This window comes from Pseudomonas sp. MPB23 (assembly GCF_046605395.1).
Taxonomy (GTDB): Bacteria; Pseudomonadota; Gammaproteobacteria; order Pseudomonadales; family Pseudomonadaceae; genus Aquipseudomonas.
Genome location: NZ_CP176771.1, coordinates 2,231,992 through 2,257,299, shown reverse-complemented (window position 1 = coordinate 2,257,299; position 25,308 = coordinate 2,231,992). Strand labels below are relative to the sequence as shown.

The 25,308-nt window shown below is 59.1% G+C and carries 28 protein-coding genes and 1 tRNA gene; 5 read left to right on the top strand and 24 right to left on the bottom strand.

Annotated elements, in window-relative coordinates; genetic code table 11:
- Positions 1-22: 22 nt before the first annotated feature.
- From ACLH0J_RS10520 to ACLH0J_RS10435, 18 genes are all read right to left on the bottom strand, one after another.
- A tRNA-Lys gene (locus ACLH0J_RS10520) sits at positions 23-98 on the bottom strand.
- 63 nt (positions 99-161) lie between these two features.
- Positions 162-836: a 7-cyano-7-deazaguanine synthase QueC gene (queC, locus tag ACLH0J_RS10515; protein WP_411392801.1), complete on the bottom strand. Its 675-nt coding sequence runs from the start codon at positions 834-836 to the stop codon at positions 162-164.
- A gap of 16 nt (positions 837-852) precedes the next feature.
- Entirely contained in the window at positions 853-1,500 is a 648-nt protein-coding gene (gene queE / locus ACLH0J_RS10510; protein ID WP_411391921.1) for a 7-carboxy-7-deazaguanine synthase QueE, read from the bottom strand.
- A 164-nt stretch (positions 1,501-1,664) separates the two neighbouring features.
- Positions 1,665-2,501, bottom strand: coding sequence for a tol-pal system protein YbgF (gene ybgF, locus ACLH0J_RS10505; protein WP_411391920.1), 837 nt, complete (start codon positions 2,499-2,501; stop codon positions 1,665-1,667).
- A gap of 6 nt (positions 2,502-2,507) precedes the next feature.
- Positions 2,508-3,008 carry a peptidoglycan-associated lipoprotein Pal gene (pal, locus tag ACLH0J_RS10500; RefSeq protein ID WP_003209827.1) on the bottom strand — a complete coding sequence of 167 codons (501 nt, stop codon included), beginning with the start codon at positions 3,006-3,008 and terminating at the stop codon, positions 2,508-2,510.
- A gap of 52 nt (positions 3,009-3,060) precedes the next feature.
- Entirely contained in the window at positions 3,061-4,320 is a 1,260-nt protein-coding gene (gene tolB / locus ACLH0J_RS10495; RefSeq protein ID WP_411392800.1) for a Tol-Pal system beta propeller repeat protein TolB, read from the bottom strand.
- 38 nt (positions 4,321-4,358) lie between these two features.
- Positions 4,359-5,432 carry a cell envelope integrity protein TolA gene (gene tolA / locus ACLH0J_RS10490; RefSeq protein ID WP_411391919.1) on the bottom strand — a complete coding sequence of 358 codons (1,074 nt, stop codon included), beginning with the start codon at positions 5,430-5,432 and terminating at the stop codon, positions 4,359-4,361.
- Entirely contained in the window at positions 5,432-5,884 is a 453-nt protein-coding gene (tolR, locus tag ACLH0J_RS10485; RefSeq protein ID WP_161793227.1) for a protein TolR, read from the bottom strand. Before tolR ends, tolA begins: the two co-directional genes overlap by 1 nt.
- 23 nt (positions 5,885-5,907) lie before the next feature.
- Complete coding sequence (gene tolQ / locus ACLH0J_RS10480; protein WP_411391918.1) at positions 5,908-6,603, bottom strand: protein TolQ; 696 nt, start codon at positions 6,601-6,603, stop codon at positions 5,908-5,910.
- A 1-nt stretch (position 6,604) separates the two neighbouring features.
- Positions 6,605-7,060 (bottom strand): tol-pal system-associated acyl-CoA thioesterase, encoded by a 456-nt coding sequence (ybgC, locus tag ACLH0J_RS10475; RefSeq protein ID WP_411391917.1) that lies wholly within the window; start codon positions 7,058-7,060, stop codon positions 6,605-6,607.
- Positions 7,061-7,199: 139 nt separating this feature from the next.
- Complete coding sequence (gene ruvB / locus ACLH0J_RS10470; protein WP_003193867.1) at positions 7,200-8,258, bottom strand: Holliday junction branch migration DNA helicase RuvB; 1,059 nt, start codon at positions 8,256-8,258, stop codon at positions 7,200-7,202.
- Entirely contained in the window at positions 8,259-8,870 is a 612-nt protein-coding gene (gene ruvA, locus ACLH0J_RS10465) for a Holliday junction branch migration protein RuvA (protein ID WP_411391916.1), read from the bottom strand.
- Positions 8,871-8,937: 67 nt separating this feature from the next.
- Positions 8,938-9,462, bottom strand: a complete 525-nt coding sequence (gene ruvC / locus ACLH0J_RS10460; protein WP_010566147.1) for a crossover junction endodeoxyribonuclease RuvC — start codon at positions 9,460-9,462, stop codon at positions 8,938-8,940.
- Positions 9,463-9,617: 155 nt separating this feature from the next.
- The gene (locus ACLH0J_RS10455) at positions 9,618-10,364 is read right to left on the bottom strand and encodes a YebC/PmpR family DNA-binding transcriptional regulator (RefSeq protein ID WP_411391915.1); all 747 of its coding nucleotides are present in this window, start codon (positions 10,362-10,364) and stop codon (positions 9,618-9,620) included.
- A 135-nt stretch (positions 10,365-10,499) separates the two neighbouring features.
- Complete coding sequence (gene aspS / locus ACLH0J_RS10450; RefSeq protein ID WP_411391914.1) at positions 10,500-12,275, bottom strand: aspartate--tRNA ligase; 1,776 nt, start codon at positions 12,273-12,275, stop codon at positions 10,500-10,502.
- A gap of 107 nt (positions 12,276-12,382) precedes the next feature.
- Complete coding sequence (locus ACLH0J_RS10445) at positions 12,383-12,604, bottom strand: FmdB family zinc ribbon protein (RefSeq protein ID WP_010208103.1); 222 nt, start codon at positions 12,602-12,604, stop codon at positions 12,383-12,385.
- Between the two features lie 185 nt (positions 12,605-12,789).
- Complete coding sequence (locus tag ACLH0J_RS10440; RefSeq protein ID WP_411391913.1) at positions 12,790-13,131, bottom strand: ribbon-helix-helix domain-containing protein; 342 nt, start codon at positions 13,129-13,131, stop codon at positions 12,790-12,792.
- Between the two features lie 181 nt (positions 13,132-13,312).
- Positions 13,313-13,786, bottom strand: a complete 474-nt coding sequence (locus tag ACLH0J_RS10435; RefSeq protein WP_411391912.1) for a Dps family protein — start codon at positions 13,784-13,786, stop codon at positions 13,313-13,315.
- Positions 13,787-14,213: 427 nt separating this feature from the next.
- Between ACLH0J_RS10435 and ACLH0J_RS10430 the strand changes: the two genes are divergently transcribed.
- A complete protein-coding gene (locus tag ACLH0J_RS10430; protein WP_411391911.1) occupies positions 14,214-14,816 on the top strand; it encodes a cold shock domain-containing protein membrane protein in 603 nt (200 codons plus the stop codon).
- Positions 14,817-14,884: 68 nt separating this feature from the next.
- Here ACLH0J_RS10430 and ACLH0J_RS10425 read toward each other — a convergent pair whose 3' ends face one another.
- Positions 14,885-15,091, bottom strand: a complete 207-nt coding sequence (locus ACLH0J_RS10425) for a SlyX family protein (RefSeq protein ID WP_027605535.1) — start codon at positions 15,089-15,091, stop codon at positions 14,885-14,887.
- Between the two features lie 3 nt (positions 15,092-15,094).
- Complete coding sequence (locus ACLH0J_RS10420; protein WP_411391910.1) at positions 15,095-15,520, bottom strand: HIT domain-containing protein; 426 nt, start codon at positions 15,518-15,520, stop codon at positions 15,095-15,097.
- Between the two features lie 870 nt (positions 15,521-16,390).
- On the opposite strand from ACLH0J_RS10420, the gene ACLH0J_RS10415 reads away from it, so the two are divergent.
- Positions 16,391-17,689, top strand: a complete 1,299-nt coding sequence (locus tag ACLH0J_RS10415; protein WP_411391909.1) for an OprD family porin — start codon at positions 16,391-16,393, stop codon at positions 17,687-17,689.
- Between the two features lie 177 nt (positions 17,690-17,866).
- Here ACLH0J_RS10415 and ACLH0J_RS10410 read toward each other — a convergent pair whose 3' ends face one another.
- Positions 17,867-18,709, bottom strand: coding sequence for a mechanosensitive ion channel family protein (locus tag ACLH0J_RS10410; protein ID WP_411391908.1), 843 nt, complete (start codon positions 18,707-18,709; stop codon positions 17,867-17,869).
- A 137-nt stretch (positions 18,710-18,846) separates the two neighbouring features.
- Positions 18,847-19,332 (bottom strand): YajQ family cyclic di-GMP-binding protein, encoded by a 486-nt coding sequence (locus ACLH0J_RS10405; RefSeq protein WP_003193880.1) that lies wholly within the window; start codon positions 19,330-19,332, stop codon positions 18,847-18,849.
- Positions 19,333-19,455: 123 nt separating this feature from the next.
- Between ACLH0J_RS10405 and ACLH0J_RS10400 the strand changes: the two genes are divergently transcribed.
- Genes ACLH0J_RS10400 through ACLH0J_RS10390 form a run of 3 tightly spaced genes read left to right on the top strand, consistent with a single transcriptional unit; the run spans position 19,456 to position 23,034 of the window.
- Entirely contained in the window at positions 19,456-20,373 is a 918-nt protein-coding gene (locus ACLH0J_RS10400) for a putative 2-dehydropantoate 2-reductase (RefSeq protein WP_411391907.1), read from the top strand.
- A gap of 46 nt (positions 20,374-20,419) precedes the next feature.
- Positions 20,420-22,453 carry a sensor histidine kinase gene (locus ACLH0J_RS10395; RefSeq protein ID WP_411391906.1) on the top strand — a complete coding sequence of 678 codons (2,034 nt, stop codon included), beginning with the start codon at positions 20,420-20,422 and terminating at the stop codon, positions 22,451-22,453.
- 2 nt (positions 22,454-22,455) lie between these two features.
- On the top strand, positions 22,456-23,034 hold the full coding sequence (locus ACLH0J_RS10390; protein ID WP_411391905.1) for a cob(I)yrinic acid a,c-diamide adenosyltransferase: 579 nt from the start codon (positions 22,456-22,458) through the stop codon (positions 23,032-23,034).
- A 64-nt stretch (positions 23,035-23,098) separates the two neighbouring features.
- On the opposite strand, the gene ACLH0J_RS10385 is transcribed toward ACLH0J_RS10390, so the two are convergent.
- Both ACLH0J_RS10385 and argJ read right to left on the bottom strand, forming a co-directional pair.
- On the bottom strand, positions 23,099-24,043 hold the full coding sequence (locus ACLH0J_RS10385; RefSeq protein WP_411391904.1) for a Nudix family hydrolase: 945 nt from the start codon (positions 24,041-24,043) through the stop codon (positions 23,099-23,101).
- A 19-nt stretch (positions 24,044-24,062) separates the two neighbouring features.
- Positions 24,063-25,280 carry a bifunctional glutamate N-acetyltransferase/amino-acid acetyltransferase ArgJ gene (argJ, locus tag ACLH0J_RS10380; protein ID WP_411391903.1) on the bottom strand — a complete coding sequence of 406 codons (1,218 nt, stop codon included), beginning with the start codon at positions 25,278-25,280 and terminating at the stop codon, positions 24,063-24,065.
- Positions 25,281-25,308 lie beyond the last annotated feature (28 nt).

Here is a 25,308-nt window from a genome sequence, read left to right as displayed (position 1 = left end):
GGATTTTCTAAACCGCCAAAAATGGTGGGTCGTGTGGGATTCGAACCTACGACCAATTGGTTAAAAGCCAACTGCTCTACCAACTGAGCTAACGACCCGCTGTGTGGTGGCGCGTATAATACTGATTTCTAAGGATTATTCAACACCTTATTTTAAATAAATCAAAAATAACGCGTTGGGTCCGCAATTCCGGCCGCTTGGAAGCCTTCGGCACGCAGTCGGCAGCTGTCGCATTTCCCACAAGCACGGCCGTCATTGTCTGCCTGATAGCAGGAAACAGTCAGCGAATAATCGACGCCCAGCCCTACACCGGCCTTCACGATATCTGCTTTGCTGAGGTTCTGCAGCGGCGCCAGGATACGGAAGCCATGCCCTTCGACACCGGCCTTGGTCGCCAGGTTAGCCATGCGCTCGAACGACTCCACGAACTCTGGGCGGCAGTCCGGGTAGCCGGAATAATCCACCGCATTGACGCCGATAAAGATGTCGCGGGCATTCAACACTTCCGCCCAGCCAAGGGCCAGGGACAGGAACACGGTGTTGCGTGCCGGGACGTATGTCACCGGGATGCCTTCCCCCGGGGTTTCCGGCACGTCGATGCTGCTGTCAGTGAGGGCTGAGCCACCGATCCCGTTGAGATTCAGGCCGATAACCTTGTGTTCGGCCACGCCCATATCATGCGCTACGCGGGCAGCGGCATTCAGCTCGGCGCGATGGCGCTGGCCATAGTCGAAACTCATGGTGTAACAGGTGTAGCCCTCAGCCTGCGCCATCGCCACTACGGTAGCGGAGTCGAGGCCACCGGACAGCAAGATGACAGCGCGTTTTTGATCGATCGTTTGTTCAGTCATTTCAGCGCCCCGGCTCGTCGTTCCAAAGATATTTATGCAGTTGCAATTGCAGGCGCACTGGCAGGTTGTCAGCCACCACCCAGTCGGCCAGGTCACGTGCATTCAGATCATGATGGCTTGGGGAGTACAGCACCTCGCCCGCGCGACGGTCCAGGCCATATTGGATAAGCTTGGAGTTCGCCCAGTCGTAATCTTCACGGGAACAGATAACGAACTTGACCTGATCGTTGGCCGTCAGCAATTCGATGTTCTCATAGCGATTGCGGTGCGCTTCCTTGGAGCCAGGTGTCTTCAGATCGACCACTCGGCTCACACGCGGGTCCACCGCCGAGATGTCCAGGGCGCCACTGGTTTCCAGGGAGACCTCGTAACCGGCATCACACAACTGTTTGAGCAACGGGATGGCATTGGGTTGCGCCAGGGGTTCGCCCCCCGTCACACAGACGTAACGCGGCCGGTAACCGGCAACCTGCTCAAGGATGTCGTCAAGGGTGCGCACAGTGCCGCCACTGAAGGCGTAGGCGCTGTCACAGTATTGGCAACGCAAAGGACAGCCCGTCAAACGCACAAACACTGTAGGCAGGCCAGCCGTCCGCGTTTCACCCTGCAACGAGTAAAAAACTTCGGTAATTCGTAATGTGTCTTGCATAGTCGCCACGGGCGTAACAGCTAAACAGGCTGTCCGCCTCCGTCAGGCACCTCAAGAGACCCCGCCAACGCGTAGACCCCAGGAAGCGTGTTTCATAAAAGGGCGTGGATTCTAACGAAAAAACCCGCGACAAGCGCGGGTTTCTTCTAAATGGGAGGCATCGCTTACAAGCGTTGTAGGTCCCGCTGGGCCAACTGGGCAGCAGACGTTCCCGGATATTGGGCCACTACCTGCTGCAGAATGCCTTTGACCTTGTCGGTATGACCCAGGCGGCGCTCTACGTCAGCGAGTTTGTACAGCGAATCCGGCACCTTGGCGTGCTTGGGGTATAGCTGGCTGACCTTGGCAAATGCTTGGCCGGCACCCTGCAGATCACCCTTTGCCAGGTTAACCTCGCCCAACCAGTATTGGGCATTGCCCGCGTACTGACTGTTCGGGTATTTGCGCAGGAATGCGGTAAATGCCTGACTGGCTTTATCGAAGTCCTTGGCTTTGATCAGGTCGAAGGCTGCATCGTAATACAGCTTTTCTTTCGCTGGATCACCCGGCTCGCTGCTGGCGGCAGGGGCTTGGCTGGCAGCTGCGGCCCCAGCCGCAGCACCACCGGCAGCCGCACTTGGCGCGCCACCGGTAGAAGAATTATCAGGAGTAGCGGCAGGTGTAACGCCGGCTCCTATACGTCGATCAAGATCCTGGTAACGCTCCAGGCCTTCTTGCTTCAGCTGGTTCACTTGATTTTGCAGAACTTCAATAGCACCTTGTTGCTGCGCCAGTTGATCCTGCATGCGTTGCAGCTGGTTGAACAGTTCGCCCTGTGCCGAGGGCGCGGACGTAGCCGCCCCCCCAGCATAGGCGCCGTTCGTGCCATAACCTGCTGGCGGATAACTGCTCCCGCTATTGTTATAGCCTGAGTTGCTATCTTCCACAGGAACCGCAGCCCACACCGCAAGCGGTGCAAGGCTGAGAGCCAATACAGTCAGAGCACGACGGCACGTTCGCATGACGAATTACTTACGCAGTTCGACGCGACGGTTTTGAGCCCAGGACTGCTCGTCGTGGCCAGTAGCAACTGGACGCTCTTTACCGTAGGAAACCAGTTCCAGTTGGCCTGGAGCAACACCTTGCAGTACCAGGTAACGCTGAACGGCTTTCGCACGACGCTCGCCCAGTGCCATGTTGTACTCACGAGTACCACGTTCGTCAGTGTTACCTTCCAGTACAACGCGAGCGCCGTTAGCTTTCAGGTCTTTCGCGTGAACGTCCAGAGCGCGCATGGCTTCTGGTTTCAGATCCGAACTGTCGTATTCGAAGTAGAAAGTGGTGATAGCGCGCAGAGCAGCTTCTTCGCTCAGGGAGCCGTCAACTGCACCAGTGTTAGCGCCGTAACCAGCGTTTGGATCAACAGCTGCGCCTTCACCGGCATTGTCGCCGCCTTTAGACGAGCAACCAACGGCTACGGACAGAGCCAGAGCCAGAGCAGCAAACTTACCAAACTTCAGCATTTCCATCGTGAAACTCCTAATGAACCCCAGTGTGTTAAGCAAATCGTGTAGCGCCGCGTCAGTTCAGGTAAGGGGACCAGGATGGTTCTCTGACTTCGCCTTGTGCGGTAGGAAGCGGGAGCCTTACGCGTCCATTAATGGACACGAGCATCAAGACTCCCCGGCCCTGCTGGCGGGTGGCGTAGATTACCATGGTGCCGTTGGGCGCAACAGTGGCTGACTCATCTAGGTTGGTATCTGTGAGGATTTTTACGGTTCCGCGCTGCAAATCCTGGGCCGCAACCCGGAAATTAGTGAAACCATCCTGACGGTGAATCATCACCAACGTCTTTTCATCAGCCGAAAGCTTAGGGTTGGCGTTGTAGTTACCAATAAAGGTCACACGTTCCGCGCCCCCACCGCCAACACTTGTTTTATAGACTTGTGGCTTGCCGCCGCGGTCGGAGGTGAAATAGATGGTCGAACCATCTTTACCCCAGAACGGTTCGGTATTGATACCTGGACCGCTGGTTACCCGAGAGATCTGGCGCGAAGCCATGTTCATCACATAGATATCCGGGTTGCCGTCCTTGGACAGCACGAATGCCAGGCGCGAACCATCCGGCGACCAGGCTGGCGCACCGTTGAGGCCTTCGAAATTGGTGATCTGCTCACGACGGCCAGTGTCGATATGCTGGACGAAGATGCGCGGACGCTTCTGTTCGAAGGACACGTAGGCAATGCGCTTGCCGTCTGGCGCGAAGCGTGGCGACAGGATTGGCTCACGCGATTGCAGCAAGGTCACAGCGCGCGCGCCGTCATAGTCGGAACGCTGCAGCGTGTAACGCGTGTTGTCTACGGAGAAACGCTCGGCCGTTACATAAAGCAGACGTGTCGAGAAAGCCCCCTTGATACCGGTGAGTTTTTCAAACGACTGGTCCGAAATATAGTGGGCCATGTCCCGCAGTTGCTCGGCAGTACCCGAAACGCTGCCGGTCATGACCTGCTGTTCAGTGGCCACGTTGAACAACGTGTACTGGATCTGCAGACGACCGCCCGCCGGAACGATGTTGCCGACCATCAGGTATTGGGCGCCAACGGCTTTCCAGTCACGGAAGATGACTTCGCTGGCCTGGGTGGGCTGGCTGATCATGTTGCCTTTCGGAATCGGCGCGTAGTAACCGGAGTTGCGCAGGTCGTCGCTGACGATCTGGGCCATATCATCCGGCAGCATGCTGCCGCCCTGCCAGCCGAACGGTACTACCGCGATCGGGGTGGCCCGATCGCTACCGCTGGTGACCAGGATGTTTTTTTCATCCGCCGCCGCTATGCCTGCCATACAGCAAATAACGACAAGCAGTCCTCGAAGAAGGTTTCTCACAAGGCTAGATCCTCAGGTGTGAATGTCATCTTGAATGAACGATAGGGAGCGAAGTCGCTTGGTTTCATTCCCTGCATCTCGGTCAACCGGCCAATGTTCTTGACCGCGGCAACCGCCGAACTGTCGAACGAACCGTCACCACTGGACTTGGCCACACTGACCGAAGTCACCGTACCGTCCGGCAACATGCCGATCTGCAGCACTACTGTCATACCCTTACGTGCCGAAGGTGGACGCGTCCAGCCCTCTGCTGCCCGTGCCCGGATCAGGTCGTCGAAACTGCCCGCGACTTCATCGCCACGTTCATCGGCCAAGGCTTGCTGACGCTGCGGCGTGTCGGAAAGCAAATCTGCCAAGGCCTGGGCCTTTTTCTCTTCGGCGGATTTACGTGCTGCTTCCTGGGCCTTTTTCTTGGTGGCATCGGCGGCAGCTTTCTTCTTCGCATCATCGGCGATTTTCTTCTTCGCCTCGTCTGCTTCAGCTTTTTTCTTGGCGTCTTCGGCGGCTTTCTTCTTCGCGTCTTCGACTATCTTTTTCTTGGCGTCTTCAGCGGCCTTTTTCTTGGCCTCTTCTTCGGCAGCTTTTTTCGCTTCGTCTTCGGCTTTCTTCTTGGCTATATCAGCCAATTGTTTCTCTTCGGCCTTTTTCGCTTCGGCAGCTTTCTCGGCTTTCTTGGCTTCATCAGCCTTTTTCGCCTCGTCGGCCTTCTTGGCTTCGTCAGCCTTTTTCGATTCCTCGGCCTTTTGAGCCGCCTCTTCTTTCTTTTGTTCCGCAGCAGCCTTCACCGCTTCCTGCTCGACCTTCTTCTGTTCCATCTGCTCGACTTCAGTCTGGCGCGCAGCCGACTTCTGGGCCTCACCCGCAATCTTCTGATTGGTCTGGGTGGTGGCCTGGCTTTTCGATTTCAGCTGATACAGGGTCGCCTGCACGATCGGCTTGGCTGGCGGCAGGTCCGGGGTCATGGCAAAGCTGACGAACAGCAGGCCAAATACCAGGACGTGCAGGGCAATCGCCCAGACGCTAGGCCAGAAGAAGCTTTCCGAGGCGGACGGCTCTCGCTGTTGGTGCATCAGGGCGCCTCGGTAATCAAGCCAACGTTACCGACGCCGGCCTTCTGCAGCCCGCCCATGGCGCCCATGACGGAGCCGTAGTCGACAGACTTGTCGCCCCGGATGAACACTTGGGTGTGCTTGCCGCCTTCGTTGCCGGAGCGAATGATCTTGGTCACCGCGTCGGTCATCGCGGGCAAGGTCAGGGCCTTGTCCTGCTGCTTCTGAGTGTCGACTTCACTGCCAAGGTTCCAGTAATAGGTCTTGTCAGCCTTGATCGAAATGGTCAGGACCTGAGTGTTGTTGTCTTGCGGCAGGGCTTCACTGGAAACCTTGGGCAGATCAACCTTCACGCCCTGGTTGAGCATCGGCGCGGTCACCATGAAGATCACCAGCAGCACCAGCATCACGTCGATGTAGGGCACTACGTTCATCTCAGCGACCGGCTTGCGCTTTTTGCGAGCTCGAGCGATTAAAGCCATTGGGAATTACCTGCTTATTCTTCGCTGGTGTGCACTTTACGGTGCAGGATCGCCTGGAACTCTTCGGCGAAGGTATAGTAGCGACCGATCAACGTTTCGCTGGTGGCAGCAAAGCGGTTGTAGGCAATTACTGCGGGGATAGCGGCAAACAGGCCAATCGCGGTGGCGACCAGGGCTTCGGCGATACCCGGGGCCACGGTGGCCAGGGTCGCTTGCTGGGCCTGGGCCAGGCCGCGGAAGGAGTTCATGATCCCCCACACGGTACCGAACAAGCCGATGTAGGGGCTCACGGAGCCGACAGTGGCGAGGAACGGCAGGCTCTGCTCCAGCTTCTCTTCTTCACGGGAAATCGCAACGCGCATGGCACGGGCCACGCCTTCCATTACCGCTTCAGGGTCAACGCCCGGTTGCTGGCGCAGGCGGGAGAACTCCTTGAAGCCGGCGCGGAAGATCTGTTCGACGCCCGAGTCCGGGTCCGGGTTGCTGCCGGCCTGACGGTACAGCTTGGACAGGTCGATACCCGACCAGAAGCGCTCTTCAAAGCTCTCCAGGGCACGTCGACCTGCACGCAGCAGGTTGCTGCGCTGAAAAATCATGACCCAAGAGGTAACCGATGCGGCTACCAGGGTCAGCATGACCAGTTGAACCACAACACTGGCATTGCTGACCAGGCTCCACATGGAGGAATGGTCGACGACGGTAGGTTCCACGCTAAATCTCCTGCTTTGATTGTTTACCCGCGCCGCTCACGGCGGCAAAGGCCGCACGTAGAGTTTCGGGAATGGCCCGAGGTTTCAAACTGCTGGTGCGCACACACGCCACCAGAAACTGCCCCTCACAGAGCAGCGTTGCATCCGTTGCCCGCCTGACCTGCTGCTTGAAACGCAGGCTGGCACGGTTCAATTCGATTACTTCTGCGCTGACCAGTAACTCGTCGTCCAATCGCGCCGGCGCGTGATAGCGAGCCTCGCTGGAATGCACGACGAATAACAGGTCCTCCCCTGCCAGCTCGGATTGGGCAAAGCCCAGCTCCCGTAGCCGCTCGGTTCGAGCCCGCTCCATGAACTTGAGGTAATTGACGTAATACACGATGCCGCCAGCATCGGTGTCCTCGTAATAAACGCGACAGCGATGTGCGAACGACTGATCCCCATTTTGCGCGCGCATACTCTAGTGCTTACTCCTCAGGTTGCCAATCCGGCTGGGCAACTGTTTTTTCATTCTCTGAAACATTTCCAGTGACTGAATGACGACGCCAGCCACTAGGACAGCACAAACCTTGAATAAATCGACCCACGAAGCCTTTTTAATCGTCCACTGCATCGAGGAATTCGTCTACCACAGGCATCTCACCCAATCGTGACGGAATGTTTAGCCCAAAGTGCAGGTAGGCATGGCGCGTCACCACTCGGCCCCGTGGCGTGCGCATGATGTAACCCTGCTGGATCAGGTACGGCTCCAGCACATCCTCGATGGTATGACGCTCTTCACTGATGGCCGCCGCCAGACTGTCGACCCCGACAGGGCCACCGTCGAACTTCTCAATCATGGTCAGGAGCAGTCGTCGATCCTGGTGATCGAAGCCATGTTCGTCCACATCCAGCAGGTTCAAGGCCAGGTCGGCCACGGCCTTGGTGATATGGCCCTTGGCCCGCACCTCGGCGAAGTCGCGCACACGCCGCAACAATCGGTTGGCGATGCGCGGCGTGCCGCGGGCCCGGCGGGCGATTTCAAACGCGCCTTCCGGATCCAGCGGCAAGCCGAGAATGCTCGCCGAACGGCTGACGATGGTCGCCAGGTCCGCCGTGCTATAGAACTCCAAACGTTGAACGATGCCGAAACGGTCCCGCAGCGGGTTGGTCAGCATCCCTGCACGGGTGGTCGCGCCGACCAGGGTGAACGGCGGCAGATCGAGCTTGATCGAGCGTGCCGCCGGACCTTCGCCGATCATGATGTCGAGCTGGAAGTCCTCCATCGCCGGGTACAGCACTTCTTCGACGATCGGCGAAAGTCGATGGATCTCGTCGATAAACAGCACATCGTGCGGCTCGAGATTGGTCAGCAACGCCGCCAGGTCACCCGGACGCTCCAGCACGGGACCGGAAGTGGACTTGATTGACACGCCCATTTCCTGGGCAATGATATTGGCCAGGGTGGTCTTGCCCAGGCCCGGTGGGCCGAAAATCAGGGTGTGATCCAGGGACTCGCTGCGCCCACGCGCGGCCTGGATAAACAACTCCATCTGCTCACGCACAGTGGGCTGGCCGATGTACTCGGCCAAACTCAGGGGGCGAATGGCGCGGTCCTGGACTTCTTCGCGGTCCCGAGGGCCGGTGGCCGCGATCAGACGATCAGCTTCAATCACTTAAATCATTCCCTTCAGGGCTCGGCGGATCATGTCTTCACTGCTCAGGTTCTTGTCCTTGATGGCCGATACGGCCTTGCTGGCTTCCTGCGGCTTGTAGCCCAGGGAAATCAGCGCACTGACCGCATCGCTTTCGGCGCTGGCCACCTGGCCCGCCGGCATATCCGGCTGGTTTGGCACCAGGGCGAACATGCTCGGCGCCACTTCCCAGGCTTTAAAGTGGTCCTTGAGTTCCACCAGCAGGCGTTCGGCGGTTTTCTTGCCCACACCCGGCACCTTGGTCAACGCCGAGGTGTCCTGGGCCGAAACGGCACGTACCAACTCGTCCACCTCGAGGCTCGACATCAATGCCAGCGCCAGTTTCGGGCCGACGCCGTTGAGGCGAATCAGCTCGCGGAAGAAGTCGCGGTCGCGCTTGCCGATGAAACCATAGAGCAGTTGCGCATCTTCGCGCACCACCAAATGAGTGTGCAGGGTTATCGGCTCACCGACCGACGGAAGGCGATACAGGGTGGTCATGGGCACTTCAAGCTCATACCCCAGCCCATTGACATCCAGAATCAGGTGCGGCGGCTGTTTCTCAGCCAGGGTGCCGCGCAAGCGTCCAATCACGGTTCAGATCCTTAAAGCTTGGGGTCAGATCAAGGCCTGACCGGAAATAACGATTGCGCTGATGCTATCAGAGACGCAGGCGCCCGCCACGACTGCGTGCAGCACCCAGCCCGTGAGGCAGCAGGCTGGAGCGGGTGTGTGCATGGCAAATGGCGATCGCCAGGGCATCGGAGGCATCGATTTGCGGTTTCGAGGTGAGCTTGAGCATGTGCATCACCATCATCATCACTTGCTCTTTATTCGCCGCACCGGTGCCGACCACCGCTTGCTTGACCTGAGTCGCGGTGTATTCGGCGATTTCCATGCCCTCCTCGGCACCGGCCACAATGGCCGCGCCACGGGCCTGCCCGAGCTTGAGGGCCGAATCGGCGTTCTTGGCCATGAACACCTTTTCGATCCCCATGGTCACCGGGCCGTAGGTCTGGATCACTTCACGCACGCCGCGGTAGACGATCTGCAGGCGTTCGGCCAACTCGCCCGCGCCGGTGCGGATACAACCCGAGGCGACGTAGATGCAGCCGCGCGGGGTCTGTTGCACCACGCCAAAACCGGTGATGCGCGAACCGGGGTCGATACCTAGGATTAAAGTCATAACGCCTGCGAATTTAGAAATGAGGCATCAGAAGCGACGCCAGCCCTCTGCAGGAGCGAGCTTAATCGCAAAAAAACCAAAGGCGCCGCAGAGTGTCAGGTTTCCTGCGTTATCGCTGACGATTTTCGCGAGCAAACTCGCTCCTACACAGGTATTCAGCTGAGTTGTGCGGCCACGTCTTCCGGAATGTCGGCGTTGGAATAGACGTTCTGCACGTCATCCAGGTCTTCGAGCATATCCAGCATCTTCAACACTTTCTGCGCACCGTCCAGGTCCAGTTCGGCGCTGGTGGTCGGCAGCATCACGATTTCCGCGTCAGTGCCTTTGAAACCGGCGGCTTCCAGCGCGTTACGCACTGCATAGAATCCAGCGAACGAGGTGAACACATCGATGGATCCATCTTCGTTGGTCACCACGTCGTCGGCATCGGCCTCCATGGCGGCTTCCATCAGCGCATCTTCATCCGTACCCGGTGCGAAGGATATCTGCCCCTTGCGCTCAAACAGGTAGGCCACCGAACCGTCGGTCCCCAGATTACCGCCGCACTTGCTGAATGCATGGCGCACGGCGGCTGCGGTGCGGTTGCGGTTGTCGGTCATGCACTCGACCATCACGGCCACGCCGCCGGGGCCGTAGCCTTCGTAGGTCAGTTCGACCATGTCGTCGGTATCGGCAGCGCCAGCACCACGGGCCACGGCCCGGTCGATGATGTCGCGGCTCATGTTGGCGCCGAGGGCCTTGTCCAGCGCCAGGCGCAGGCGCGGGTTGGAGCCCGGATCACCGCCACCCTGGCGGGCAGCGACAGTCAGCTCGCGAATCCACTTGGTGAAAATCTTGCCTTTCTTGGCATCCTGACGCTCTTTGCGGTGCTTGATGTTCGCCCACTTGGAATGGCCAGCCATAACACAACTCCGAAATTCTCTAGAAACCTTATCAATCCCACCCCTGGTGGAATACAACCCTTGTAACGCAAAGGCGCATCCGAAGATGCGCCTTTTTGGACTGCGTAAACCTCAGTGCGCTTTCACGCCGCAGCCTTACTCAGCCTTCGGCGTTTCGCGCAGACGAATGTGCAGCTCGCGCAGTGCCTTGGCATCCACCACACCTGGAGCCTGCGTCATCACGTCGGCAGCACTCTGGGTTTTCGGGAACGCAATCACTTCACGGATCGACTGGGCGCCGGTCATCAGCATGACCAGGCGATCCAGACCGAAAGCCAGGCCACCGTGAGGCGGCGCGCCGTATTTCAGGGCGTCGAGCAGGAAGCCGAACTTCTCTTCCTGTTCCGCTTCGTTGATGCCCAGCAGACGGAAGACCGCTTGCTGCATCTCTTTGCGGTGGATACGGATCGAACCGCCACCCAGCTCGGTGCCGTTGAGCACCATGTCATACGCACGGGACAGTGCGCCCGCCGGGTTGGCTTCCAATTTTTCAGGAGAGCACTTCGGCGCGGTGAACGGGTGGTGCAAGGCGCTGAAGCTGCCGTCGTCGTTCTCTTCGAACATCGGGAAGTCAACGACCCACATAGGCGCCCACTTGCAGGTCAGCAGGTCCAGGTCGTGGCCCAGCTTGATCCGCAGCGCGCCCAGGGCTTCGCTGACGATCTTGGCCTTGTCGGCGCCGAAGAACACGATGTCGCCATCGACCGCGCCCACGCGATCCAGGATCACATTGAGGTTGGCTTCCGGGATGTTTTTCACGATAGGCGACTGCAGGCCTTCAACACCTTTGGCGCGCTCGTTGACCTTGATGTACGCCAGGCCCTTGGCGCCGTAGATGCCGACGAACTTGGTGTAGTCGTCGATCTGCTTGCGCGGCATGCTCGCGCCGCCAGGCACGCGCAGGGCGGCGATACGGCATTTCGGATCGTTGGCCGGGCCGCTGAACACCTTGAAGTCGACGTCTTTGAGCTGGTCGGCCACGTCCACCAGTTCCAGCGGAATACGCAGGTCTGGCTTGTCGGAACCGTAGCGACGCATGGCCTCTTCGAAGGTCATGTGCGGGAATTCGCCGAATTCCAGGTCCAGCACTTCCTTGAACAGGTTGCGGATCATTTTTTCGGTGATGCCCATGATCTCTTTTTCATCGAGGAAACTGGTCTCGATGTCGATCTGGGTGAATTCCGGCTGGCGGTCGGCGCGCAGGTCTTCGTCGCGGAAGCACTTGGCGATCTGGTAGTAACGGTCGAAGCCGGCCACCATCAGCAGTTGCTTGAACAGCTGAGGCGATTGCGGCAGGGCAAAGAAGCTGCCGGCGTGGGTACGGCTCGGCACCAGGTAGTCACGCGCGCCTTCCGGGGTGGCCCGGGTCAGGATCGGCGTTTCGACGTCGAGGAAGCCGTTTTCGTCGAGGAAGCGGCGGATGCTGGTGGTCATGCGCGAACGCAGACGCAGCTTCTCGGCCATTTCCGGGCGACGCAGGTCCAGGAAGCGATAGCGCAGGCGGGTTTCTTCGCCGACGTCGGAGTATTCGTTCAGTGGGAACGGCGGGGTTTCCGACTCGTTCAGCACTTCCAGCTCGTAGCCCAGCACTTCGATCGCGCCGGATGCCATGTTCGGGTTCACGGCACCGGCCGGACGCAGGCGAACCTTGCCGGTGATCTTCACGACATACTCGCTGCGCACGCGGTCGGCGGCGGCGAAGCTGTCGGCGCGATCCGGGTCGAACACCACCTGGGCCAGACCATCACGATCACGGATGTCGAGGAAGATTACCCCGCCGTGGTCGCGGCGACGGTGAACCCATCCGCAAAGGGTGATTTCCTGACCATCCAGGGTCTCGTTCAGTTGGCCGCAATAGTGGCTGCGCATCATGGTAGTGGTTTCACTTCTCGTAATTCGAAATTCGGTGGAGGCCCGCCTCGTCACCGTACAGGTAAGCAGGGGACGGATAATGCAGGAGCCTGCGCATGGAGTTCAACTCAGTCTGCTTTGTCGCCGCCCGCCAGGTTTTTCTTCGAGCCGGTCTTGAAATCGGTCTCGTACCAGCCACTGCCGCTCAAGCGGAAGCCCGGCATGGACAACATCTTCTTGAGCTCAGGCGCCTGGCAGGCCGGGCAATCGACCAGCGGCGCGGCGCTGATCTTCTGGATGGCTTCCAATTGATGACCACAGGAAGCACATTGATAGTCGTACATGGGCATGGAGATGTCTCAGCGATCAGATCGTTACTGTGCCGCGCCCGCTCCTGGCTAGAGTGCACAGGGAGGAAGCCCAAGGCATGCGCAGCAAAGCGCGGGATTATATCTGGTAAATCGAGGCAGCGCAGCCGGCTTTCTGCTCGGGGCCTCGCCCACCTCGACGGCGGACAGGCCCCGAAGCCCGCTGATTACTCAGGGCTCGGTGAGCCGGCACGACCTTTTAACAGGTGAACGACACACACCACCCTGACCAACCCACTGAAGTTCTTCACCCCACCATGACGCAAGTGCACTTCCCGATCGACGTATGACAGCAACGCACTGACCGAGCAGGCATTGATCCTGGCTATTTCCGTGAGGATATTCCAATAGATCTGTTCAAGCCGCAGGCAAGTGGAAAAGCCATTGAGCCTTACCGATCGGGACAGCGGCTTGGCGAGCCCCATATCGAACCCTTTTGCGAAGGGGTCGATCTTCATCTTATGAAAGCCACTGGTTTCCATTACCCCATTACCCACTCCACGTGACATACACCTGACACTCCATTGCCAAACAGCAGCCCATGAGTTCTCCCATTGGACAGTAGGCTCTATAAAACAGCAGGAAGCGGCAGGCAGCCAGAAGACGGTACGTTGATAGGCGTAGGACAACGCCAGGAAATGCACGGAAACCAGCGAGTGGCGCCAGGACGACGCCACTCGGGGTCGAAGATTATTGACTTTCGAGCAGGGAACGCAACATCCATGCGGTTTTCTCGTGAACCTGCATGCGCTGGGTCAGCAAGTCAGCCGTCGGCTCATCGCTGACCTTGTCGAGCAAGGGGAAGATCCCCCGCGCGGTGCGAGTCACCGCCTCCTGGCCGGCCACCAGTTGCTGGATCATTTCTTCCGCGCCGGGCACACCTTCTTCTTCCTTGATCGAAGAAAGACGCGCGTAGATCGAATAGGCCCCCGGTGCCGGGAAACCCAGGGCACGAATCCGCTCGGCAATGGAGTCCACCGCCAGCGCCAGCTCGTTGTATTGCTCCTCGAACATCAAGTGCAGCGTGCGAAACATGGGGCCCGTGACGTTCCAGTGGAAGTTGTGGGTCTTCAGGTACAGTACATAGGTATCGGAAAGCAGACGCGAAAGCCCGTCGACGATGGATTTACGATCTTCTTCACTGATACCGATATCGATAGCCATGTTTATCCCCTTCAATTGACAAGCATTCATTGATCAGGTGCAGGACCACTCTAGCAAGAGCGCCGGTGATGCGCAGCCCGGGATGTCGGGACGACCTGAGATATATCGTCCAGAACGGCCTTCGGGCGGGCAGTGGCCCAGGCTGAGGGCAAAGTAGGAAATGTCCAAACGAGCCGCTTGAAAAGCCCGCACGTGTCTAGGACAAGCGTTTGACGCATAAATACCCTGCCCCTTGCAATACCCGCAAATGCTTGATTTGAGTAGGCACAGCCTTTGCTGTTAAATAGGCAGCGTGTCGCCGCCGTTACCTTTCGCGGCAGCGGCATAGGCTGATACCCGCGCACGTGCCCAACGCCTCCCATTGTTCAGAAGCGAACCGTGCCAGTCAGCTCTTCCTTGTGATCCGTCTTAACGTGAGTTAATCAAAATGTTGAAAATCGTCCACCTGCTAACGGGCGTTGCGGCTTTGCTGCTGTCCTTTATCCCGAGCCTGCAGCCTGAAAGCCTGCCCTACCTGCAACAACATGACGCTTTGTACCTGGCCTTGTTCGGCCTTCTCAACCTGACGCTGGCACCAGTGATCCCCTACTGGAACAAAGGCACGCGTCATCAACTGCAAAACCTGGTCAGTGCGCTGCTGGTGCTGACTGTTGTCGTACAAACCCTCACCCTCCTGGCACCCATGCCTGAAGTCGACGGCCACCCGGCCATCCTGCTCAGCCTGGTGATTGCGCTGGTCGCCATCGTTCTTCACCTGGCCATCAGCTTCTACCGTTCGTCTCCTGCGGCCGCGTCGCAAAACTACGACATGACCAATCGGGATACCGGGACCGTCAAGTGGTTCAACACCTCCAAAGGCTTCGGCTTTATTTCCCGCGATTCGGGCGACGATATTTTCGTCCACTTCCGGGCCATTCGTGGCGAAGGCCATCGCGTCCTGGTCGAAGGCCAACGCGTGGAGTTCTCCGTGATGAATCGCGACAAAGGCCTGCAAGCCGAGGACGTGATCGCCGCCCTGCCGCGTCGCTGACTCCAGCCTTCGCAGCATAAAAACCGCAATCCGGCGCTGACTGGATCGCGGTTTTTTATGCATTGCGATTAATAGTGAGGCGGTGGGGCTTCCTCCTCGGAGGTTTCGAACTGGCCACCCATTTCTTCCTGACGCTTGAGCAGCGCGGTCATCTGCAACTGCAGGCGCTCGACGGCCCGCTGCTGAGCAACAAGGATGTCATTGAGGGTCTCGATGGTGTCGTCCTGAAAGGCCAGTCGGCTTTCCAGATCGGTAACGCGGTCTTGCAGATCCATAATTCAGCCCTGGGTAAAGATGAAGTCGGCGGGCAACAGTTCGCGCAGGCGCGTCCGCATGGCCGTGACCTGTTCTTCGGTATAAGGCCGCGCCGAATGCTTACCCCATACCGGGGCCGGCCAGGCGGCGTCATCGCGTTTACGCACGATCACATGCACGTGCAACTGGCTGACCACATTGCCCAAAGCGCCGATGTTCATCTTGTCGGCCGCCAAGCCGTCGTTGAGCAACTGAGACAAGGCCGTCGTCTCCTGCCACAAACGCTGCTGGTCGGCGACATCCAGTTGAAACACTTCGCTGATAGCGTTGATACGCGGTACCAGGATGAACCAGGGGTAATTCGAGTCATTGGACAGGAGCAAGCGGCACAGAGGGAAATCCCCAATGGCCAATGTGTCTTGTTGAAGGCGTTGATCTAAAGCGAACACCGCAGGCACTCCGTTCGGCAGGTCAGGTTCAAGAGGCCAGCATACCTGCGAATGACGGATGCTTCACGCCGACCACCCTGCGTACGAGCACGCCATGACGAAAAAAAACGCACCATTTCGAGACAAGCGCACATTTCGACTACGCTAAATCACCAGACGCACTGCCATTCGGCACGATCTGATCAAAAAATGATCGCGAGAACCGCGATGTAGAGGCCTTTGAGAGCAAGGCATTAAGCCATCATTCCACCTGGAGCCAGTAGAGGGCATGCACCAAAATGACCCATTTACGCCTCAAAGAGATCCGCCGACTACCCACTCACTGGGGTGAACGGGTAACGTTTTTCATAAGTGCAGGGTATGAACACCACAAACCTGACACTGCGTTCGGGCGTAAAGACCAAATTCATCGGCTTAAAACCCCCGTGTTTATGCGGCTTTCACGAAATTACACTGCTTTTCACAAAAAAATGACATTCAGTTACCGGTTTGGGCGCGCTTGTTGCATTCATCCCCACATCGTCGGCAACGGCACCTGAAGGGAAGCGGGCGTTTCGCGATGAAAAACAACAGCGATTCAATGCAAACGAGGGAGGGTTTCAATTTTTGAAAGTGGCGTTCACCGCGCTCTTTTACTGATTTATAACAGCATTGAAGTTGTCAGCCTCGCTACATTGAGGCTGTGAAATTGCGACAGGGACATAGCAATTTACGACCAGCTCGTAAAGAAGCTGAAAGGAAAGATAGGCAAGTATCGCCAATAAGGTCAGCGTGATATAACTTTGCGCCGACACAAAAAGAAAGAGCCGCCCAGACAAAAATATAGGTGGGACGGCAGTACTCTTCCTAAAACCAAAGGAGCAAATCACGATGCGCGTGATGAAGTGGAGCATGATCGCCCTGGCTGTTTCAGCAGGCACCTCGCAGTTCGCAATGGCATCCGCCCAGGACGATTCCAAGGGCTTTATTGAAGACAGCACTTTCGGTATCAATACCCGTGCGCTGTATTTCAGCCGCGACTTCCGTAATGAACCCGCAGACGGCTACAGCACCGTCAATGGCAAGCGCAAGAGCCGCGCCGAAGAAACCGGCCTGGGCTTCAACGCTCTGTACCAATCGGGCTTCACCCAAGGCACCGTCGGTTTCGGTATTGACGTGATCGGCCTGATGGGCGTCAAGCTCGACAGCGGTAAAGGGCGCGCCGGTACCGGTCTGTTCCCAACGGGTTCCGATGGCCGTTCGCAAGACGACTACTCCAAGGGCGGCGGCGCGGTTAAGTTCCGTATCTCCGACACCGTATTGAAAGTCGGTGACCAGTACACCACAGCACCTGTGTACGCCTCTGACGACAGCCGTCTGCTGCCAGAGCTGCCACAAGGTATCTCGATCACCAGCAACGAGATCAAGGGCCTGAAACTGGAAGGCGGTCACTTCACTTCCAGCGTCGCGCAGAACCAGACGTACCATGACAGCCTCGGTCTGACGAAAACCGACTTCGTCGGTGGCGTCTACTCCTTCACCCCAGAGTTCACCGGTAGCCTGTACTACGCGAAGACCGAAGATTACTTCCGCAAGTACTACAGCAACCTGAACTGGACCCATGCACTGAGCGACGATCAGTCCTTCGCTCTCGACTTCAACATCTACGACACGAAGAGCGACGGTGCAGGCCTGCAACGTGCTGAAAAAGACGGCACCACCAAGCTCGACAACCGTGCGTTCAGCTTGCAGGGCGCATACACCATCGGCGCTCACACCTTCACCCTGGCTGCACAGAAGGTCAGCGGCGACGGCGACTACGGCTACGGCGTAGACGGCGGCGGTACGATCTTCCTAGCCAACTCCATTGCCCGTTCCGACTTCAACGCCGAAGGCGAGAAGTCCTATCAGGCACGGTACGACATCAACATGGCGACCTTTGGCATTCCAGGCCTGAGCTTCATGGCCCGTTATGTGACGGGTAGCGGCGCCGACACTGGCACCACTAACAATGGCAAAGAGTGGGAACGCGACCTCGAAGCCAAGTACGTGATCCAGAGCGGCCCAGCCAAAGACCTGAGCCTGCGCGTACGTCAAGCGACCTATCGTTCGTCTGACGGCGTGTACTACGGTTCTCCGTCCCTCGACGAACTGCGTCTGATCGCGCAATACCCGCTGAACATCTTGTAATTGACTGTTTGATTACAACGATGACTTAAGGCTTCGGCCTTAAATAAAAAGCCGCTCCTTTGTTCACAAGGGAGCGGCTTTTTTTGTCTGTACTGCTTCAGCAAAAAAATAACTAGCAAGCTAACTAACTTGCACTGAACTCGACCTGCGAGCCAAGTCAAATGCAATTGCTTGCTATTACTTCGCCGCTGTTTCCTGCATTACACGAATAACTCGCTGCGGAAATGGAATATCGATATTCGCCGCCTTCAAACGGTCGCGCGCCAATTCATTAAGCATGAACACCACATCCCAATAATCCGGGGTGTTTGTCCAGCAACGCAGGGAAACTGTGATCGAGCTATCGCCCAAGGCCGAAACCACGGCCACCGCGGCAGGATCGGTCAGCACACGCGGATCTTTCGCCAGATCCAGCAGTACTTCGCGGGCTTTCTGCAGATCGGCTTCATAGTCCACCCCCACATCAAACACCACCTTGCGGGTCGGCTGACGGTTGGTGTTGGTAATGATGCCGTTGGACAGGATGCCGTTAGGCACGATGACGGTCTTGTTGTCGCCGGTACGCAGCACGGTGTGGAAGATCTGGATACTGTCGACGGTACCCGATGTGCCCTGGGCTTCGATCCAGTCACCAATGCGGAACGGGCGGAACAACAGAATCAGCACGCCACCGGCGAAGTTGGCCAGGCTGCCTTGCAATGCCAGGCCGATGGCCAGGGTAGCGGCACCGATGGCAGCCACGAACGAAGTGGTCGCCACGCCGATCATTGAGGCCACACTGACGATCAGCATGACTTTCAGCGCGATGTTCGCCAGGCTGGTGATGAAGTGCTGCAGCGCCAGGTCCGCGTTACGCATCGCCAGCAGGCGACCCACGCGGTGGGTCAATACGTTGATCAGCCACCAGCCAATGGCCAGGGTGATGACCGCCAGCAACACCCGGCTGCCGTATTCCATGATCATCGGGATCCACGACTGCGAGGTCTTGATCAAGTGATCCATTTCAGCGTTTAAATCCATGTAGCTTCTCCTGTATGGCGGATGTACGGCTTTATTGACGGCCTAAAAACGCAAATGAGCCCCGTAGGGCTCAGTTGTAGGCGCGGGATTCTGGGGCGTGGGACGTCAAAAACGTCCACAGGTTCCCCAAGGTGCCGTCAGTCGCGGAAGTTATTGAACTGCAGCGGCATGTCGAAGGTCTTGGCACGCAGGGCGGCGATGGCCTCTTGCAGGTCGTCACGCTTCTTGCCCGTAACCCGTACCTGCTCACCCTGGATGGCGGCCTGGACTTTCAGCTTGGCATCCTTGATGTGGGCGACGATCTTCTTCGCCAACTCTTTGTCGATACCTTCCTTGAGCACGGCTTCCTGCTTCATCAGCTTGCCGGAGGCGTAGGCGTCCTTGACTTCAAGGCATTGCACGTCGATCTTGCGCTTGACCAGGGCCAGCTTGAGGATCTCGATCATCGCTTCCAGCTGGAAATCGGCTTCAGCGGTCAGGTTGACGGTCAGTTCTTTTTCCTTGAATTCGAAGCTGCCCTTGCCTTTCAAGTCATAGCGACGGTCCAGTTCCTTGACGGCGTTCTCGACGGCGTTGGTGACTTCGTGTTTGTCCAGTTCGGATACCACGTCGAACGAAGGCATGTCATATCTCCAATATAAGGGGCGGGCTCAGTAGAGATGGAGCGCGCCCGAGCTAAAATGCCGGGGCATTATAGCGGTTCTTTCGTCCCGTTCACTGTGGGCGACCCTACGGAGCAAAAACTGATGTCGACCACCTGGCATATCCTCGGCGCCGGCAGCCTGGGCACACTCTGGGCCACCCGCCTGGCTCGCGCAGGCGTGCCCGTCAGGTTGATCCTGCGTGATGAGGCGCGCCTGGCCAGCTATCAGGCCGCAGGCGGGCTGACGTTGGTAGAGCATGGTGTCGAACAGACCTACCCGGTGATCGGCGAAACACCCGACAGTCCCGAACCGATTCATCGCCTGCTGGTGGCATGCAAGGCCTACGACGCCCAAAGCGCCGTCGCACAGTTGCAGCACCGCCTCGTACCCGACGCCGAGCTGATCCTGCTGCAAAACGGCCTCGGCAGTCAGGACACAGTGGCCGCGCAACTGCCCCTGGCCCGCTGCATTTTCGCCTCCAGCACCGAAGGCGCCTTCCGCGATGGCGATTGGCGCGTCGTGTTTGCCGGCCATGGCTACACCTGGCTGGGGGACACTCGTCATCCCACCCCACCGCTGTGGTTGGAGGACCTGCACGCCGCCGGCATTCCCCACGAATGGAGCACCGACATCCTCACGCGGCTGTGGCGCAAGCTGGCGCTCAATTGCGCGATCAATCCGCTGACCGTGCTGTACCAATGCCGCAACGGCGAACTGCAGGCCCATCAATGTGAAGTGGCGACCCTGTGCGCCGAACTCGGCGAACTGCTGGCATGCTGCGGCCAACCCGCCGCCGCCCAGGATCTGCAGCACGAAGTGGAACGGGTGATCCACGCCACGGCCGCCAATTACTCCTCCATGTATCAGGACGTGGCCAACGCCCGGCGCACCGAAATCAGCTATTTGCTGGGCTATGCTTGCCAGGCGGCGGCCCGTCACCAACTGAACCTGCCGCATTTGCAACAACTGCAAGTACGCCTGGTCGACCAGTTACTCGCACGCGGATTGCCCCGCGACTGAGCCACGCGCTACTCTGCCCGCCTGTCTATCTCCTGGGAAAACCCTGATGCCGCTGCGCCAGCGTCTAGAAAACCTACCGGTCGGGCAGAAGCTGCTGGCCGCCCTGCTGGTGTTGCTGACTACCGTGTTGCTGGTGGCCAACCTGACCTTTATCAGCGCCGCCTACTGGATCTCCCAGGAAAGCATGGCGCCCCAGGCGTTGCAGGCCATCGGTCGGCTGGTATCCAATCCGGCGCTGGCGGCCGAAGCCCTTGAATCCCCCGCCAACGCCGACGCCCTGCTCAATGAGTTGACCAGCTATTCACCGTTACGCGCCGCCGCTCTCTACGATGGCGAAGGCAACCGCTTGGCGCAGATGCAACATGGCGATCGCCTGCACCTGCCGGACAACTATCGCCATATCGAGGCCTGGCGCGTCACCGAATTCCGCAGCAATCAGGTCATCACCCTGCCCCGCCCCGGCCAGCCTTCTGGACATTTGTTGCTAGTGGCCAGCAGTGAGCTGCCGGTGGCTTTCTATACCGGCACACTGACCGCCAGCCTGGGCATCCTGATTTTCAGTGTGCTGCTGTGGCTGATCATTGCCCGGCAGATCAAACGCCTGATCACCCGGCCCATCCACGAACTGGAAGAACTCTCACGCCAGGTGACCCGCGAAGAGAACTACGCCCTGCGCGCAGGCCCCGGCAACCGCGATGAAATCGGCAGCCTGGCCGAAGCCTTCAACACCATGCTGTCGCGCATCGAAGCCCGCGAGCAACAGCTCAAGCGCGCGCGGGACGATTCCCAGGCCGCTTACGACCAGGCCCAGGGCTTGGCGGAAGAAACGCGCCACACCAATCGCAAACTGGAGCTGGAAGTTCAGGTTCGCAGCAAAATCGAGAAAAAACTCACCGGTTTTCAGAACTATCTGAACAGCATCATCGACTCGATGCCATCGGCGCTGATCGCCCTGGATGAGCAGCTCTACGTAACACAGTGGAACCAGGAAGCCAGCGCGCTTTCCGGCACGCGCCTGGACGAGGCCTTGAATCAGCCGATCTACCTGGCCTTCCAACCGCTCAAGCCGTTCCTGCCGCAGATCAAGGCCACCGTCGAGCAACACACGGTGGAACGTATCGAGCGCGTCACTTGGACCAAGGACGATGAGCCCAAGCACTACGCACTGACCTTCTACCCGCTGACCGGCGGTGCCGGGCGGGGCGTGGTGATCCGTATCGATGACATCACCCAGCGCCTGTCCCTGGAAGAAATGATGGTGCAGTCGGAAAAGATGCTTTCGGTCGGCGGACTCGCCGCCGGCATGGCCCACGAGATCAACAACCCGCTGGGAGCGATCTTGCATAACGTGCAGAACATTCGCCGCCGCCTGTCCCCCGACCTGCCCAAGAACCTGGAGCATGCCGAACAGGTGGGCATCGAACTGGACACAGTCAACCGCTACCTGCAAAGCCGCGAAGTGCCACAACTGCTCGACGGCATTCAGCAAGCCGGGGCGCGGGCGGCAAAAATCGTCACCCATATGCTCAGCTTCAGCCGCCGCAGTAACCGCCAGATGGCCCCCTGCGATCTGCCCGCACTGATCGACCAGGCGGTGGAAATCGCCGGTAACGACTTCGACCTCACCATCGGCTTCGACTTCAAGGGCCAAGCGATCATCCGCCAGTTCGACCCACAACTGGGCCCGGTGCCCGGCACCGCCAACGAGCTGGAACAGGTGCTGCTCAACCTGCTTAAAAACGCCGCCCAGGCCATTCACCTGCGTGAAGACGACAGCGAGCCGGGGCGCATCATCCTGCGCACCCGCCTCAACCCGCCGTGGGCAGAGATCCAGGTCGAAGACAATGGCATCGGCATGAGCGAAAACGTGCGCAAACGGACCTTCGAGCCGTTCTTCACCACCAAGGAAATCGGCCAGGGCACAGGACTCGGGCTGTCGGTGTCGTATTTCATCATCACCAATAACCACAAGGGCCAGATGGAAGTGCATTCCACCCTTGGCCAAGGCACCTGCTTCACCTTGCGCCTGCCCTTGGCTGGCCAACCACTCCCCCACGAACTTACCCAACTGGAGCACTGACCATGGGCTTTCGCCTGTCGAAGATTTACACCCGTACCGGCGACAAGGGTGAAACCGGCCTGGGCGACGGCCGCCGGGTAGGCAAGGACCATCCGCGGGTGGAAGCCATTGGCGAGGTCGATACGCTGAACAGCCAACTGGGACTGCTGCTGGCCAGCCTTGAAGAACAGAGCGGCAAGCATCCGGCGCTGAAGGACGTGATCGAGGTGCTGACCCCCTGCCAACATCGCCTGTTTGACTTGGGCGGTGAACTGGCGATGCCGGTGTACAAGGCCCTGAATGAGGCCGAGGTGAATCGGCTGGAAGCGGCGATTGATCGCTGGAATGAGGAAGTGGGGCCGCTGGAGAACTTCATTTTGCCGGGTGGTTCAGTGTTGATCGCCCAAGCCCATATCTGCCGAAGCCTGGCCCGCAGCGCGGAGCGACGGTGTCAGCACTTGAATGCGGTCGAACCGTTGGAAGGCGTGGCGCTGGCGTATATCAACCGACTGTCGGACTTGTTGTTTGTGGCGGCGCGTGTGATCGCCAAGCGCCAGGGCGTCGCAGAGGTTTTGTGGCAGGCGGCAGCTAAACCTCACTGAGTATTGCGGTGTTTGATCGGGCGTTTTCGCGAGCAAGCCCGCGATAAGGCCCGTCAGTGCACTCTCAAGCTTGCGGCCAAAACGCCCGAATCCCCGCCACACCCTGAGCCCCGGCTTCCCACGCCTGGTCCCGCTCGGCAGGGCCGACACCGCCCAGCAGAAACACCGGCTTGCTGAACCCACGGATCAACTCTGCAGCCTGCTCCCAGCCCAGAGGTTGAGCATCGGGATGGGTCTGGGTCGGTTGCACGGGTGACAGCGTGACAAAATCCACGTCCATCAACTCAGCCAGCGCCAGTTCTTCGGCGTTGTGGCACGAGGCCGCCAGCCAGCGGTCCTTTGGCAGCGGTCGCCCTTTGCTGGCGTATTTACGCAGTTGCGCCGAGGTCATGTGCCAGCCGGCGGCAGGAAAATCCCCCAGCCATTCAAACGGCCCCTTGAGCATCAATTGCGCCTTACCGGCACACAGGCCCACCGCATCCACCGCAAGGTCACGGTATTTGGGGTCATAGCCGTTGGGGGCACGTAACTGAACCAGTTTGATGCCCCCCGCGATAGCTTTCTGGACACCGCGCAACAAGGTCGGGGTTTCCAGATCGCCCGGGGTGATCAGGTACTCGGCGGGCAAACGCGCGGCGGCAACAATCGGTGCGTTCGCCGCCGGGAACTCATAGTTGAGCAAATCCCGAGGCGCCACCCATTCCAGCGGCTGCCCCTCGACGCCATGGGGCTCGCCGGTAAAGGCCGACACTTCCCAGACATCCAGCAACACCTGTTTGTCCGGGTAGTCATGCTGCACCTTGATCAACGGCCGTGCCGTGGTGACCTGGATGCCCAATTCTTCCTGCAACTCGCGCGACAGCGCGGTGGCGACCGACTCATCGGCCTCCACCTTGCCGCCGGGAAACTCCCAGAGGCCGCCCTGGTGCTGGGTATCGGCGCGGCGAGCCAGCAGGACCCTGCCGTCGACGCCGCGGATCACCGCTGCTGCTACATGCACTCGTTTCACCGCGCATATCCTCCGGATTTCAGGTGCGGTATTCCGCGTTGATCTTCACGTACTCGTGGGACAGGTCGGTGGTCCAGATGGTTTCGCTGCACTCGCCGCGCCCCAGTTCGATACGGATGGTGATTTCTTCCTGTTGCATCACCGCCGAGCCCTGGGCTTCGGTGTAGGTCTCGGCGCGGGCGCCACGGCTGGCGATGCAGACGTCGCCCAGGAACACGTCGATCTTGCTCACGTCCAGGTCCGGCACACCGGCACGGCCGACGGCGGCGAGAATCCGGCCCCAGTTCGGGTCGGAGGCAAACAGCGCAGTCTTGATCAGCGGCGAGTGGGCCACGGTGTAGCCGACATCCAGGCATTCTTGGTGATTGCCGCCGCCGTTGACTTCGACCGTCACGAACTTGGTCGCGCCTTCGCCGTCACGCACGATGGCCTGGGCCACGTCCATGCACACTTCGAACACCGCTTGCTTCAACGCTGCGAACAGCGGGCCGCTGGCCTCGGTGATCTGCGGCAGGTTGGCCTGGCCGGTGGCGATCAGCATGCAGCAGTCGTTGGTCGACGTGTCGCCATCGATGGTGATGCGGTTGAACGATTTGTTGGCACCGTCCAGCACCAGGCTCTGCAGTACGTCGCGGGACACTTTGGCGTCGGTGGCAATGTAGCCGAGCATGGTGGCCATGTTCGGGCGGATCATGCCCGCGCCCTTGCTGATGCCGGTCACGGTGACGGTCACGCCGTCATGCACGAACTGGCGGCTCGCACCCTTGGGCATGGTGTCGGTGGTCATGATGCCAGTGGCGGCGGCAGCCCAGTTATCCACAGACAGGTCGTCCAGCGCGGCCTGCAGAGCACCTTCGATTTTCTCGACAGGCAGCGGCTCGCCGATCACGCCGGTGGAGTATGGCAGCACTTGACTGGCGTCCACGCCGGCCAACTGAGCCAGCTTGGCGCAGGTGCGCGCGGCAGCCACCAGGCCCGGCTCGCCGGTGCCGGCGTTGGCATTGCCGGTGTTGGTCAACAGGTAACGGATCGGGCCGGCAACGCGCTGCCTGGCCAGGATCACCGGTGCAGCGCAGAAAGCATTGAGCGTGAACACGCCCGCGACCGTGGAGCCTTCGGCACAGCGCATCACCACCACGTCCTTGCGCCCCGGGCGTTTGATCCCGGCGGAAGCGATACCGAGTTCAAAACCGGCAACCGGGTGCAAAGTGGGCAAAGGACCAAGACCAACAGCCATGAATGCGCTCCTTAAAAATAGATGATGT